Source organism: Streptomyces sp. NPDC059679, from assembly GCF_042734105.1.
In the GTDB taxonomy this organism is placed as follows: Bacteria; Actinomycetota; Actinomycetes; order Streptomycetales; family Streptomycetaceae; genus Streptomyces.
On record NZ_JBHWES010000013.1, the window covers coordinates 81224 to 95684 of the forward strand.

The following is a 14461-nucleotide window of genomic DNA, read 5'->3' on the forward strand; positions in this document are numbered from 1 at the left end:
TCCGGACGTGGCGTTCACGGCTACTCCTCCTGGAACAGAAAAACAGGGTACGCCGTACCCTATACAACGTACGGAGTAACCGCGCGACAAAATAGCCGCGGAGGAGCACAGCCCGGACAACACGGCTCGGAAACACGGGTCGGACGACAAGGAACGGTGAACGGTACCGATGGCCAAGGAACGCAGCGGCGCGGGCGACCCGGCCCGCACCCTGGAACTGCTGTGGCGCGAGCCCGCACCCGCGGACGCGCCACCCCGCCGCGGCCCCAAGCAGGGCCTCAGCGTCGACGCCGTCGTCCAGGCCGCCATCGCGCTCGCCGACTCCGGCGGTCTGGAGGCGCTGACCATGCGGGGCGTGGCCCAGCGGCTCGGCGTCACGCCGATGACCCTCTATACGTACGTCCCCGCCAAGGCCGAACTGCTCGACCTCATGCTGGACACCGCCTATCTGGAGATGGAGCGCGCCGATTGCTCGGGTCAACCGGCCGCCGCCCCCTGGCGCACCAGGGTCGAGGCCGTCGCCCGGGAGAACCTGGAGCTGTGCCGCCGCCACCCCTGGGTGGCGACCGTGCCCGCCACCCGGCCGCCACTCGGCCCTGGGGTCATCGCCAAGTACGAGCACGAGCTGGCCGCCTTCGAGGGCCTGGGCCTGGACGACATCGAGATCGACGCCGCGCTCACCTTCCTGCTCGACTTCGTCCGCGCCGCGGCCCGCGCCGAACTGGACGCCCAGGCGGCCGGCCGGGACAGCGCGATGTCCGACGCGCAGTGGTGGGAGGCCCACGCACCCCTGCTGGCCAAGGTCTTCGACGCCGAGCGCTATCCTCTCGCGGCCCGGGTGGGCAGCGCCGCGGGCGAAGCCCACCAGAGCCCGTACAACCCCGAATACGCCTTCCGCTTCGGCCTGGCGCGGGTCCTGGACGGCCTCGCCGCGCTCATCGAGTCACGAGCGGCCTCGTAGCGGCCGCGCCTGGCCCAGCCGCCATCTGCTGGGCGAGCCGATCGCTGGGGCCACCGACGTCTGGCGGGAGGAGGCGTCCCTGCGCGCCACCGCACGAGCCGCGCGGGAGGCGCGTACGGCACGTCGGCTCAGCGCAGCAGCAACTGGGCGCCGCCCACCACGGTGGCCGCGATCACCAGCCGCTCGAAGAGCCGCTGGTTGATCCGGTCCACGACCGCCTTGCCCAGGAACGCCCCGGGTATGACGAACAGGGCCAGCGCCGCGTCCAGCAGCAGCGAGTGTCCGTCGATCAGGCCGAGGCCGACGCTGAAGGGCACCTTGGCGACGTTGACTATCAGGAAGAACCACGCCGAAGTGCCCAGGAAACCGAGCTTCCGGAAGCCCGCGGAGAGCAGATACATCGACATCACGGGGCCGCCCGCGTTGGCCACCATGGTCGTGAAGCCGCCGAGCACGCCGTAAGACCCGGCCTTGAGCCGCGCGCTGCCCTGCCCCTCCCCCGCTTTCTCCGCCTTCCCGGCGTCGTCCGCCTTCCCGGCCGCACGCCGCCGCCACACCGTGACCCCGGCCATCAGCAGCAGAATCGCCCCGATCGAGGTGCGCACCGCGGCGTCGTCGGCCCACAGCATGAACACCGTGCCCGCCACCACCCCGGCGGCCACCGCGGGAAACAGCCGCACCAGCGTGGCCCAGTCGGCGTGACGGCGGTAGGTGTAGACGGCGAACACGTCGCCGACGATGAGCAGCGGGAGCAGCACCCCGGTCGACTCGCGGGCCGGGAGTACGGCCGCGAAGACCGCGAGGCTGACGGTGTTGGCGCCGCTGACGGCGGTTTTCGAGAAGCCGACGAGGGTCGCGGCCCCGGCGAGCGCGACGAATGCCCAGAGAGTGATGGTGTCCATGCCAGGGGCTTATGCTAAGCCCCCGTTTTCCGGCGCCACCAGGGGGCCGTCTCTCCCGATGGCTCTCCCGATGGCCGGCGGCTGAAAAATGAGGTGTGGGGCGGCACCTCCCCGGGTACGGTGCCGCGCATGGGTTCCCTGTGACAGTCCCCGCGCGACCGCGTTGAGCGCTGCTCCGCCGTCGCGCGTTGTCATCTGCGCTGGGCCGAGAAACAGGGGACTCTTCCATGGTTGCCGCACAACTCACTCTTCAGAACGTCACCCGCCGCTACGACGACCACGTGGTGCTGGACGATGTGTCCTTCACCGTCAAACCGGGCGAGAAGGCCGGAATCATCGGCGACAACGGGGCGGGGAAATCCACGTTGCTGAGGCTCCTCGCCGGGCAGGACCTGCCCGACAACGGCGAGCTGACCGTGGTCGCGCCCGGCGGCGTCGGCCATCTCGCCCAGTCTCTGGACCTGCCGCCCGAGGCCAGTGTCCAGGACGCCGTCGATGTGGCCCTCGCCGATCTGCGCGCTCTCGAATCGCGGCTGCGCCACGCCGAGGCCGGGCTGCGCGGCCTGGCGGGTGCGGAGCTCACGGCGGCGCTGGACACCTACGCCGGGCTGGTCGCCCGGTACGAGGCGCGCGGCGGATACGAGGCGGACGCCCGGGTGGACATCGCCCTGCACGGGCTCGGCCTGCCGGGCCTGGACCGCTCCAGGGCGTTGGGCACGCTGTCCGGTGGCGAGCGGTCGCGGCTGGCGCTGGCCGCCACCTTGGCGTCGCGTCCGGAGCTGCTGTTGCTGGACGAGCCGACCAACGATCTGGACGACTCGGCCGTGGCCTGGCTGGAGGCACATCTGCGGGCGCATCGCGGCACCGTGCTCGCGGTCACCCATGACCGGGTGTTCCTGGAGCGGGTCACCACCACGATCCTGGAAGTCGGCGAGGGCAAGGTGTCGCGCTACGGCGACGGGTACGACGGCTATCTCGCCGCGAAGGCCGCCGAGCGCCGGCGCCGGCTGCGGGAGTACGAGGACTGGTGTGCCGAGCTGGCCCGCAACGAGAAACTGGCCGCCTCGAATGTGGCCCGCCTTGACGCGATCCCCCGCAAAATGCCGTTCGCCGTGTTCGGCCACGGGGGCTTCCGCAGCCGTGGCCGGGGCCACGGTGCGATGGTCCGTATCCGCAACGCGAAGGAACGCGTCGAGCGCCTCACCGACCATCCCGTCGCCCCGCCACCCGACCCGCTGGTGTTCGCCGCCCGTATCACCACCGCCGACGGCACGTCGCCACAGGTGGCGGCCGAGCTCACCGACGTCCGCGTCGGGGACCGGCTGCGGGTGCCGTCGCTGCGGATCGGGGGCGCGGAGCGGCTGCTCATCACCGGGCCCAACGGAGCGGGCAAGACAACGCTCATGCGGGTTCTGTCCGGCGAACTGCGCCCGGACACCGGGACGGTGCGTACGCACGGCCGCATCGCGCATCTGCGGCAGGAAGCCACCCCGTGGCCGCCCGGCCTGACCGTGCCGCAGGCCTTCGCCCACGGCCGGGCGGGCGACCCGGACGACCACACCGACGCCCTCCTCTCACTCGGCCTGTTCAGCCCGGCCGACCTGCGGCTGAAGGTGGGCGAGCTGTCCTACGGGCAACGGCGCCGCATCGAGCTGGCCCGTCTGGTGACCGGCCCCGCCGATCTGCTGCTGCTCGACGAGCCCACCAACCACCTGTCCCCCGCCCTCATCGAAGAGCTGGAAGGAGCCCTGACGAACTACTCGGGCGCGGTCGTCACCGTCACCCACGACCGCCGCATGCGCAGCCACTTCACCGGCACCCGCCTGGAGCTGCGCACCGGCCACATCACACGGCTGTAGGAGATCGCTCCTGCGGCAGGGCCACGTCACCGTCATCACCTCGGACGTCGATGGCCTGACACGGCTCCTGCCGCAGGCGATGCGCGGCGGTGCGCGTACGGATCAGCCGCTCAGCGCGTCCAGGTCCATCCCCGCGATGCGCTCGGGGTCGGTGAGGATGTCCAGGGCGGTGATCCGGCCGCCCCGGATCGTGAACGCCATGACCGACACCACGCGCCCCTCCGCGACCGAGACCACCCCGGGCGAGCCATTGATCAGCACCGGGCGCGCGGCCTCCGCGATCCGCGCGAAGGTGATGGCCTGCGAGGCAACTTCCTGCGCACCGCGCCGCAGCAGGCTCGGCCGCAGCACGCCGCCGTCGGAGCGGGCCACGACATCGGGGTCGAGGACGGCCAGAAGGGCGTCGAAGTCCCCGCCGCGCGAGGCGGTGAGGAACGCGTCCACCACCTCGCGCTTGCGGGCGAGATCGGTGTCGGCGGCAGGCGCGGCCCCCTCCACCCGGCGGCGGGCGCGGCTGGCGAGCTGCCGGGTGGAGGCGGAGTTACGGCCCAGGATGGGGGCGATCTCGTCGAAGGGGACGGCGAACAGATCGTGCAGCACGAACGCCAACCGCTCGGCGGGCGAGAGGGTCTGCAGCACGATCATCAGGGCGATGCCGACCGAGTCGGCCACCAACATCTCCTGCTCGGGGTCCACCCCGCCCGGGCCGCTGACCACCGGATCGGGCAGCCGGATGGGACCATCCTGCTGCTCCGGCAGCGGCTCCTCCCGTCGCGAACTGCGGGAGCGCAACATGTCCAGACACACCCGGCCCGCCACGGTGGTCAGCCAACCGCCCAGGTTCCGCACCTCGGAGACATCGGAACGGCTCAGCTTCAGCCAGGTCTCCTGGACGGCGTCGTCCGCTTCATTGAGCGAGCCCAGCATGCGGTAGGCCACCGCGCGCAGATGGGAGCGGTGCTCCTCGAATCGCTGGGCCAGAAGTTCCTTGTCGCTCACCCGTCACATCCTTGCGGTCCGGTCCATCAGTGCAATGCCGGACGCTACCGCTGCCCCAGCAGGTTCCGGTGTCGGCGCCAACCGATCCACGGTTCCGGACCGCCGCAAGGCGCCCACGGCAGTCTGCAAGGTTTCTGCAAGGGTTCTGTCCACCCTTGCGGGCAGGCCCCTACACGGCCGGTCACAACGCCCACCCTGTCGGCGGATGTGCGGCCGCACAGCCCGGATCACGGGGGTCCGGGCGATCTCAAGGGGGGAACCCATGTCAACGACATTCGGCCTCACAGGGTCCGTTCACTTAGACCGCGAGCCGTGGCTCACTGTTCGCGGCTGCAAGAAGGTACTCGTCGTCGTACAGACGCTCACTTTTGGGCAGCGACTGCTCGACGTCTTCTCGCTGCTGGAAGCGGACATGCGCGTCGAAGTCTTCTTCACCGTGGCGCCGCACGCGTTCGGTGAGGGAGTGACCCGGTTCCTGCAGCGCCTCGGCAGCCCGGTGCTGCCCTGGCAGGAGGCTGCGAGGTCCGAGTTCGACCTCGCTCTGGCCGCCGGCTGGGAACACATCGACCAAGTACGCGCGCCTTTGATCCTGCTCTCTCACGGCGCGGGACACATCAAACTGCAACGTGTCTGGCACGGCACCGACGCGCGTGAAAGGCCGCCCGGCATGCTGGGGCGGGACAATCTCACCCGGAATGGAAAGGTACTTCCGGCGGTGCTGGGAGTCGCCCACCGCGACGAGCTCGAGACGCTGTCACGCAGTTGTCCCGAGGCTCTGCCGGTGGCATCGGTAGTCGGAGACCCGTCCTACGACCGGCTCCTCGCCAGCCTTCCGCACCGGGATGCGTATCGTGCGGCCCTTGGGCTGGACGAAGGGCAGAAGTTGGTGGTGGTGGCCAGTACGTGGGGCGCTTCGGCTTCATTCGGAGGCTTCGACGCACTGCTGCCCCGCCTGCTCAGCGAACTACCAGCCGGGAAGTACCGCACGGCGGTTCTCACTCACCCCAACATATGGGCGGGCCACGGCAGGTGGCAGGTCCATGCCTGGCTCTCGAAATACCGTCGGCGCGGGCTCGCTCTGGTACCACCGGAGGTCGACTGGCGGGCAGTGCTGGCGGCCGCGGACTGGGTCGTAGGCGACCATGGCTCGCTCACCTCGTACGCCACGCTCATGCCGGTTCCCATCGTGCTGGCCCGCTTCCCGTACGCCGAGGTGCACCATGCCTCACCGGCCGCTGCTCTCGCGACGACCGCGCCGGTGCTTTCCCCGGGCCACCCCCTGGAGGAGCAGCTTCACTACGCGGCCGCGGAATACCGGCGCGAAGAGTACGAAGCAGCTGCCCGACGGATTTCCTCCGAGCCAGGGCGTTTCCATCAGCACATCCGCAGGCTGATGTACCACCGCCTGGGAATCGGGCAGCCTGCCTACCAGCCGCTGACCGAACCCGCCCCGAAGCCGGAACCTTTGGACTCATGGACAGGGTGGATCGAGGGAGCAGCGGCATGACAGCCTGTGCGGTCGCCGCGGTATGGGCAGGTGGCCAGGACGATTGGCGTATGCCGTCATCGAGGCTCGCCCGTCCCGAACTCACGACCCTGGACGCAACACACCTGGCGGAACGCCGACGCTACACAGTGCGGCGCTGGCCGCTGTCCATGGTCTCGGATGTGACCGGCACATCGCGTGCGGAAATATCACGGACCTTGCTCGGGGCGTGGCACGGCGGGTCGGATCCCACGGACGTTCACTTGAGCGTGGGACTGGGAGGCCCGCGGGACTCACTGTTGTCCGCGGCCGGCGACGTGGTCGGTCTTCAACGGCCGGAGCAGACAGGTCGCGCCGTGCAGTGGGTGAGCCGGATCCTTTCCCAGTTTCCGGGGTGCCTCGTAGCTGCTGCCCGGGACACCAAGGGCGGTTGTGTGGCCGGCGCCCGGAACGGCGCGCGAATCATAGCGTTTCCAGACAGGGCGCCAGGGCGGATCCTGACAAGAACGGAACTCTGGGGCATGGCATCGTTCCTGCACAGCCAACTCGTTCTCGGGCAGCCCTGGCAGACTCTTCGTTCCGTCGTTCTGACCACCGCACGAGGACGCGTTGGTCCGGCAGATACGGCGCGTGAGCGTCACCGCCTCCTTGTCCTGCCGCTGGCGGACTTTACGAGGGAGGAACGCTTGGCAGCCTAATGCTGCTCCGCATCAAATGGAGGCGTCTCTGGACCAAGTTCCCGGAGGCGCCTCTCCACCCGTCTGGTGTCCATGGGACTAATGGAGGAATAGATCACACGAGAGCGCTCATAAAAGGCCCGGGCCGCCGATTCGTCGGCCCCGTCGTGCGCCACTTGCCCAAGCATCTCCAGCGTCCTGGCGCGCCAGAAGTCGGATCCGGAAACTCCGAAATCTCCCAGGGCCGCGTTCAACTCCCGCACCCCGCTCTCACGCCGCCCTTGCCTGGCCAGAGCAAAGCCCAGCAGGGAGCGGGCCCGTGTCGCGTCGTAGGTGTCGTCTTCAGCGACGAGTTCCGTCAGGGCTCGGTCGAGGTGGTCGATCGCCTTGCCGTGATCTCCCGCATCGAGGGCAAGCTCGCCAAGCCGCAGCCGCGACAGCGCAGCGCCTCTGCGATAACCGATCGCCTCCCGGAGAGCAAGCGCGCGAGAGAAGCAGTCCTGGGCCTCGCCGAGTCGCGCCGCGCCCCGATAGGAACTCCCCAAGCCGTTGAGCGCCTGAGCCTCATCTCGAGTGTTACCGTCCTCGCGGGCGAGATCAAGTGCCTGCGTGAACCACACGATCGCGTCGTCATACCGTCCGACACTGCGCAGGCCGATGCCGCCAGAGGTCAGCATACGAGCCTCGCCGGCGCGGTCACCAGCGCGCCGCGCAGCCTGGAGCCCGAGCTCATGGGCCTCGATCCACGAGTCGTACAGCCGCAGGCGCAAGAACATCGGCCACATGGCATCCACCAACTGCCAGACCGTGGTCTCCCACCCGGCTTTCGCGGCACTGCGTACGGCTCCCATGAGGGCTTCTCTGTGCGTGCCCAGCCAAGCCAGCGCCGCGCTCTCATCCATGAAGGAAACGGGAGCCGCGGGCGCGAACAGGTACTCACGTGAGCCCAGATTGCGGTGGCTCGGAGTCAGCACCTCCTCTGCCGAGGTCGCCACGGTCAGGCACCAATCCACAAAGCGCCGCACAGTCTCCGCCTGGACCGATGCCACCTCCTCACTACCGCGCTGGGCCGCATGCTGACGCACGAGGTCATGGAAGCGGTAATGTTGCGCCCCGATCTCCTCGAGGAGATTCATATCTGTCAAAGTCTCCAGGAGTCCTTCGGCTTCGACCTCGCTCAGTGCGCACACGGCGCCCACCATCGCGGTGTCGAAGACGGCGGTCGGCAGCAGGCCCAAGCGCCGGTAGACGACCGTGGCCTCGCGCGATAACACCCCATACGACTCATCGAGCACCGCCTGCAAGGTCCGCGCGCCCTCCACCCGCAGCGCCCCGAGCGGTCCAAGCCCTCTGGTCAACGCCTCAACCAGGGAAGCCACGGATCGCTCGGGCCGAGAAGCGAGGCGCGCAGCGGCCAGACACACCGCCAGGGGCAGACAGGCGCATAGCATCACGACTTCATGTGCTGCCGATCGCTCATCGTCCACCCGCTCCCTGCCAACGCTGCGCGAAAGCAACTCCACCGCCGATCCATGGTCCAGCAGCCCGAGTTGATGAAATGCAGCACCGTCGACAGCCAGGCCGGTCAGCCGGTTCCGGCTGGTCACCACGACCAGACTCCCGGGGGAACTCGGCAGCACAAGACGTACCTGCGCTGCGGTCAAGGCGTTGTCAAGCACGACGGCAAAGCGGAGGTCAGCAGTCATCGAACGCCAGAGCGCCGCCAGTTCGGGAAGTGTGGTAGGCACCTCCCCCTGCCCGAAGGCCCGCAACAGATGTCCCAGCACCTCGGCAGGGCTGGCGGGTTCGCCGGGGGTGAAGCCGTGAAGATCCACATAGAGCTGGCCATCGGGGAACTCCGCTTCCCGCTCCTGTAACCAGCGGGAGACCAACGTCGTCTTCCCCACCCCTGCCGGCCCGCTGATCACTATGACGTGAGGGGCAACGGCGTTCCGCGACGCGCGCAAGCGCGCAAGCACCTGCAGATCGTCCTCGCGGTCAGTGAAGTGGGCAGGAACCGGAAGTAGCTGACGCGGAACCACGGCCCGCGCCGGTGGTGTCTGGTGAATATGAATGCCCCCGGCGATATCCCGGGCCTGCACGACAGAACCCCACACCTGGCTGCGGCCATCGATGACGTTGCGGTGTTCGGCCGCCTCCGATCGCGCGATGGCCGCCGCTCTCGCAGGACCGTCGGTGAGCCAGCCGTGCAGGCTCTCACCAAAAGCGTCGTCACGTTCGATGTGTCGGATCACGGCACACGCCAGCGCCCAGACATCATCCGCCTCGGTACTGCCTGCCACGACTCGCCGCCATGCCTCCGCCACCTCCTTGTCCGCCGCGCATGCAGGGCGGAGGAATGCGGCAAACGACTTCCAGGCTGGGGATTCACTCCCACCACTGAGCGCCAGCGCGAGGGCTTCCATAAGCGTCTGCTCCGTCACCGCTCCCCTTCCGCCCGCCTAGCCACCACACTGCCCACATGTCACATAAGGCAGCAAATTTCAGACAAGAGTGACCCCTGCGGTCTAGCGGCAAGGCCAGGCCTTATGCCACTCTCATGATGACTGAAGTAACTGAGGGAGCAATACCGGCGGGAGGGCGCTGGTGGAGTTCCACATACTTGGCACCGTCGAACTGTGGGACGGGCAGCCCCGTCCCCTGGGCTCGGTCAAGGAACGCATCGTACTGGCCTCTTTAGCCGTCGACATAGGCCGTCCGGTGCCGATGGACACACTGCTTCACCGACTATGGGAGGACTCCCTCCCGCAGCGCGCCCGGGAGAATCTCCGTACTTACGTCTCACGGCTGCGGCGCAGGATCAGTGTTGACCTCGATGCCCCAACAGTGACACAGCAGGCTCATACATACACCCTCCAGGCCGACCCGCAATCTGTTGACCTCCACCGATACCTCAGCCTCATCGCCCAGGCACGCTCACTCGTCGACAGCGGCGACGACCAGCGGGCTCTTCGTCACCTCGACGAAGCCGACGAGGTGTGGCAGGGCGAGCCACTCGCCGGGCTCTCCGGGTTGTGGCCGCAGCAGGTCCGCGATGCGCTCATCCTTCGGAATCTCGCCGCGGCCATGGTCCGAGCAGGCATCGCACTCCGACGCGGGCACTTCGCCGACCTCGTGGGCTCCCTGTCCTTGCTGACCAGTCAACACCCCAGGGATGAGGCGATAGCCGAGCATCTCATGCTGGCCCTGTACGGCTGCGGGAGAGCGACTGAAGCCCTCCGCATCTATCAGGAGGTCAGACGCGAGCTTGTCGAAGAACTCGGCTCCGAACCCGGCCAGCGGCTCAGGCATGTCCAGCAAAGCATTCTGCGCCAGGTCTCCGTCGGCGACCTGATCCCAGGCAGCGCCAACTCTCACCTACAGCTCCATTCCACGCCCCCACCCCAGAATTTACCGCGCCGAGTCGAGCTGGTTGGCCGGGACACCGAGATGGAGCTGATACATGCGGTTTTGAAGGCATCACAAAATGACATGCACGGAACAATTGCTTTGGAGGCGATCGATGGCATGTCCGGCGTGGGCAAAACCGCTCTCGCCATCCACGTCGCCTATGAACTGCGCCCCCTCTTCCCCGACGGCCAGGTCTATCTGGACCTGCGGGCACACGGCGGCACTCACAAACCCCTGACTCCCGATGCGGCGCTGCAGGCCCTGCTGCGCATCCTTGGTGTGCCCAGCCAGCGAATCCCGCAAGACATCGACGAATCCACGGCCCTGTGGCGCTCACTCCTCACTCAACGGCGGCTGCTTATCATTCTCGATGATGCTTCAGGCCCCGAACAAGTCCGCCCCCTTCTGCCAGGTGACTCCTCCTCCGTAGTGATAACGACGAGCCGCCGGCGCCTCGTCGGATTACCGGGCCTGCAGCACCTTTCCCTCGATGTACTGCAAGAATCCGACGCGATCGCTCTTTTTCGGCAGCGAGTTGCCGACGAGCGGACGCGAAACACCTCCGAAGTCGCAGAAATAGTACGGCTCTGCGGATACCTACCCCTCGCCATCGAAATAATGGCCAGCCGACTGAATTCACACCCCTCCTGGAGCACCTCCGATCTCACTTACCAGCTGGTCTCCAGCAGCCGGCGCCTTGCAGAATTCCGCGACGGATACCGCGCAATCGCCCGGACCTTCGAATTCTCCTACAGATGGCTGACCGCCGAGCAACAGACCGCCTTCCGTCGACTCGGACTCCACACTGGCTCCGAGTTCGGCCTGCACGCCGCTGCATCACTCACCGGACTCAGCCTCGATGAAACCAAACATCTTCTCGAAGATCTTTTGAACCATAATCTCCTTCAAGAGCCCACCCCCCACCGCTATCGCATACATGATCTACTGCGAGAATACGCCCGCACTCTCGCCGATACCGAAGAGCAGGAACATCAGCGCGAGTTGGCCACCGGCCGCCTCATCGACTCCTACCTCTACCTGGCAGACCTCGCCGACCGTCTTGTTTATCCACATCGTCCACGCACGCCCGTGGAGGTGGCCCACATCCCCGACGCGCCCGCATGGCCCGACCCAGCGGCCGCACGGAGCTGGTTCACTCTCGAACGCGAAAACCTCCTGGTCACCATAGAGCAGGCCTGGCGAACAGGTCCCCCACGTCGGGCAGCACTCTTTGCGCATGCGCTCGGCGGAATGCTGGACGCAGAACGTCACGGCCCCACCGCGGAGACGCAGCACCGCCAAGCGATCACTCACTGGCGCTCGTCCGGCGATCAGCCGGCGGAGGCACGCTCCCTCATCGATCTCAGTCTGACTCACGCTCACGCCGGAGATTACCCCCGGGCCATCAGCTCAGCCACCAGGGCACTTGAATTGGCCCGTGCCGGGAATGACGAGGAGACTGCCGCCGAGGCACTTCATCAGCTTGCCCTTCCCTACAGAAATCAAGGACTGTTCAAGAAGGCACTTGCGCTGCAGCAGGAAGCCCTCGACATTCGTCTCCGCACCGCCGGCCGTCACCAAATAGCGCGCTCACAGAACAATCTAGGTATCACCTATTTACACCTCGGCGACTACGACACAGCCCGCGCTTCCTTCCAAGCCGCCCTGGATGGATTCCAAGTAAGTGGCGACAGGCGCAGTCAAGCCCTCATGTACAACAATTTGGGCGACCTGCATCTCATTACCGAAAACCACGATCAAGCCCGCCGCTCCTATGAGAGAGCGATGGATCTTGCCCGCTCGGATGGTAACGCCGTAGACCGAGCGATCATACAGATGAACCTTGCGGACGTCCTTCAAGTATTCGGCGAACTCGATTCCGCCCTCACTCTTTATCGTCAGACCCTGGCTACATTCCGCGATATCGGCGAAAAGCGTAGTGAATCCGCGGCGCTGAATGGGATCGGTACAGTGCTCCGGACCACCGGGCAGCACAATGAAGCTCTAGCCCACCACGGCAGGGCTCTGGAAGTAGCCCAACAGATCGGGGCTACTTCCGAAGAAGTGAAGGCCATGCTTCAACTCGGACTCACAGAGTACCAACTCGGCCGCAAGGATGTCGCCACCGCTCACATCGAGGCCGCTCTCGCCATCGCGCACGAAGCACATGCTGCCACCGAAACAGCCAGCGCGCGGAAGATTCTTGCCGCATTCCGGAATGAGCGTTCGTAGGAACCAGCTTTGCACCCCGGGCGAGCATTGAGGCGAAATGTCCACTTGATCACTTGGCTATTGCCAGATTTGAGTTCACGCCGCCCCGCACCCTATCCTTCCAGGACCTTTACGTGAGGTGTCGGAACCCTCTGGGGATACCCATTCCCTGTGGACACGAAGGATTTCTTAGTGCAGACTTTGCGCCGAGCCGCTTTGCATGGCATAACCTTTGCCATTGTTGTAATTTCCACCAGCGGCGCCGCAATGCCCGAAGGCCACTCACACCGGCACCAGCAGGTCCGCCCGGTAGAATATCTAGCCCTCCCGTCGAGCACCCAATCCGGCCGCGAGGACATGTGCATAGACTCCTGACTGGAGAATTCGACGGCGCGGCGTAGCCTACAGACTCCACTGCCCATATTCAGGTGGTGTCGGGGCTACGCCGCGCCCCCGCCCCGGCCCGCCCGGGCCTCCACCACATCCAGGTAATGCTGGTTGTACATCACTCCGAGGGTGTTCCCGAACGGATCGACCACGGACGCGGTGACGAACCCGGGCCCGCGCTCGGTCGGCTTCTCGTGCACCGTGGCCCCCATGGACAGCAGCCGCTCGAAGGTGGTTTGTACATCGTCCACGTGCCAGTAGATCACCACGCCCCCGTCCTCGCCCGACCGGCCGGGCACGGCGAATCGGCGGTCCACGATGCCGAGTTCATGCTGGTAGTCGCCGATACGGAACTCGACGTACGCGGGCGTCCCCTCGATCGGGCGCACGAAGTACGGCTCGATGCCGAGCAGCTCGGTGTACCAGCTCCGGGCAGCCGCGACGTCGTCGGCGAAAAGGGTGACGGTGGTGAGTCCTCGCAACATGGGGGTTCTTCTCCTTCGATCGGCGATGTGACCATCCTCCGGCTTAAAGTGCTCACCAATTGAGCACTTTATGAGCGAGGCTGAAGACATGCGCGCCGACCGCCTCATCGCCACCCTGCTGCTCCTCCAGTCCCGCGGCAGGGTGACCGCCGCCGAGCTGGCCGACGAGCTGGAGGTGTCCGTGGCCACCGCCCGCCGCGACCTGGAGGCACTGTCGGCAGCGGGCGTCCCCGTATACCCCCAGCCCGGACGCGGCGGCGGCTGGTCGCTGGTCGGGGGTGCCCGCACCGATCTCAGCGGGCTTTCGGCCGCGGAGGCGCAGGCGTTGTTCCTGCTGGTCGGCCCGGCGGCCGCCGCGGCGGTCTCGGCCGAGGTCAAGGCGGCGCTGCGCAAACTCGTGCGCGCGCTGCCGCAGACCTTCCGCGCCGACGCCGAGGCGGCCGCCGCTGCCACCATGACCGACCCCGTCCGCTGGGGCGCGGACGCCCGCGACCGCCCCGAGCCGGTCGAGCGGTTGCAGACCGCCGTGGTCCGCCGTCGGAAGGTGCGCCTGATCTACGAGAACCATGCCGGGGAACGGACGGAGAGGCTGGTCGACCCCTGGGGCCTGGTCGACAAGGACGACATCTGGTACCTGATCGCCGGCACCGAACGAGGGCAGCGCACCTTCCGGGTCGACCGGATCGTCACGGCCGAGCCCACCGACCAGCCCGCCGAGCGCCCCGACGACTTCGCGCTCGCCACGGCGTGGCAACAGGTCGTCGGCGAAGTGGAGCGGCGGCGTTCACACACCTGGGCCACCGTGCTCATCGAGGCCCGGTATGTGCCGGTGCTGCGCGATCTCTTCGGGCGCCACTGCCACCTCGACACCGAACTCGACGACGGACGCGCCCGGGTCCTCATCGCCGCACCGACCCCGCTGGACATCGCCAGACACCTCGCCGGCTGGGGCGCGCTGATCGACGTACTCGAACCGCCCTCCGTCCAGGCCGAACTGGCCCGGATCGGCGCCGAGCTCACCGACCGCTACGCCTGACTTTCGCCTGGGGCCCTCCCCCACCTTCGGGACTTCTGGGAGCGGCG

Annotated in this window: 9 protein-coding genes and 1 pseudogene; 6 read left to right on the forward strand and 4 right to left on the reverse strand. The window is 67.3% G+C overall.

Annotated elements, in window-relative coordinates:
* Positions 1 to 169: 169 nt before the first annotated feature.
* Positions 170 to 961: a TetR/AcrR family transcriptional regulator gene (locus tag ACFV2X_RS16920; protein ID WP_385616870.1), complete on the forward strand. Its 792-nt coding sequence runs from the start codon at positions 170 to 172 to the stop codon at positions 959 to 961.
* A gap of 128 nt (positions 962 to 1089) precedes the next feature.
* On the opposite strand, the gene ACFV2X_RS16925 is transcribed toward ACFV2X_RS16920, so the two are convergent.
* Positions 1090 to 1863: a sulfite exporter TauE/SafE family protein gene (locus ACFV2X_RS16925; RefSeq protein WP_385616872.1), complete on the reverse strand. Its 774-nt coding sequence runs from the start codon at positions 1861 to 1863 to the stop codon at positions 1090 to 1092.
* 227 nt (positions 1864 to 2090) lie between these two features.
* On the opposite strand from ACFV2X_RS16925, the gene ACFV2X_RS16930 reads away from it, so the two are divergent.
* Complete coding sequence (locus tag ACFV2X_RS16930; protein ID WP_385616874.1) at positions 2091 to 3722, forward strand: TlrC/CarA/OleB/SrmB family ABC-F type ribosomal protection protein; 1632 nt, start codon at positions 2091 to 2093, stop codon at positions 3720 to 3722.
* 102 nt (positions 3723 to 3824) lie between these two features.
* Here ACFV2X_RS16930 and ACFV2X_RS16935 read toward each other — a convergent pair whose 3' ends face one another.
* Positions 3825 to 4721 (reverse strand): sigma-70 family RNA polymerase sigma factor, encoded by an 897-nt coding sequence (locus tag ACFV2X_RS16935; RefSeq protein ID WP_385616876.1) that lies wholly within the window; start codon positions 4719 to 4721, stop codon positions 3825 to 3827.
* A gap of 262 nt (positions 4722 to 4983) precedes the next feature.
* Here ACFV2X_RS16935 and ACFV2X_RS16940 point away from each other — a divergent pair, with 262 nt between their 5' ends.
* Positions 4984 to 6228, forward strand: coding sequence for a hypothetical protein (locus ACFV2X_RS16940; RefSeq protein WP_385616877.1), 1245 nt, complete (start codon positions 4984 to 4986; stop codon positions 6226 to 6228).
* Between the two features lie 673 nt (positions 6229 to 6901).
* Here the strand turns inward: ACFV2X_RS16940 and ACFV2X_RS16945 are convergent.
* Positions 6902 to 9328, reverse strand: a complete 2427-nt coding sequence (locus ACFV2X_RS16945; RefSeq protein ID WP_385616879.1) for an ATP-binding protein — start codon at positions 9326 to 9328, stop codon at positions 6902 to 6904.
* A 283-nt stretch (positions 9329 to 9611) separates the two neighbouring features.
* On the opposite strand from ACFV2X_RS16945, the pseudogene ACFV2X_RS16950 reads away from it, so the two are divergent.
* A pseudogene (locus tag ACFV2X_RS16950) lies at positions 9612 to 10154 on the forward strand (BTAD domain-containing putative transcriptional regulator); the annotation flags it as partial.
* A 180-nt stretch (positions 10155 to 10334) separates the two neighbouring features.
* Positions 10335 to 12527 (forward strand): ATP-binding protein, encoded by a 2193-nt coding sequence (locus tag ACFV2X_RS16955; protein WP_385617033.1) that lies wholly within the window; start codon positions 10335 to 10337, stop codon positions 12525 to 12527.
* 419 nt (positions 12528 to 12946) lie between these two features.
* Here the strand turns inward: ACFV2X_RS16955 and ACFV2X_RS16960 are convergent, their stop codons facing one another.
* Positions 12947 to 13378 (reverse strand): VOC family protein, encoded by a 432-nt coding sequence (locus ACFV2X_RS16960; protein WP_385616881.1) that lies wholly within the window; start codon positions 13376 to 13378, stop codon positions 12947 to 12949.
* 70 nt (positions 13379 to 13448) lie between these two features.
* Between ACFV2X_RS16960 and ACFV2X_RS16965 the strand changes: the two genes are divergently transcribed.
* On the forward strand, positions 13449 to 14414 hold the full coding sequence (locus ACFV2X_RS16965) for a helix-turn-helix transcriptional regulator (protein WP_385616883.1): 966 nt from the start codon (positions 13449 to 13451) through the stop codon (positions 14412 to 14414).
* The last annotated feature ends 47 nt before the right edge of the window (positions 14415 to 14461 follow it).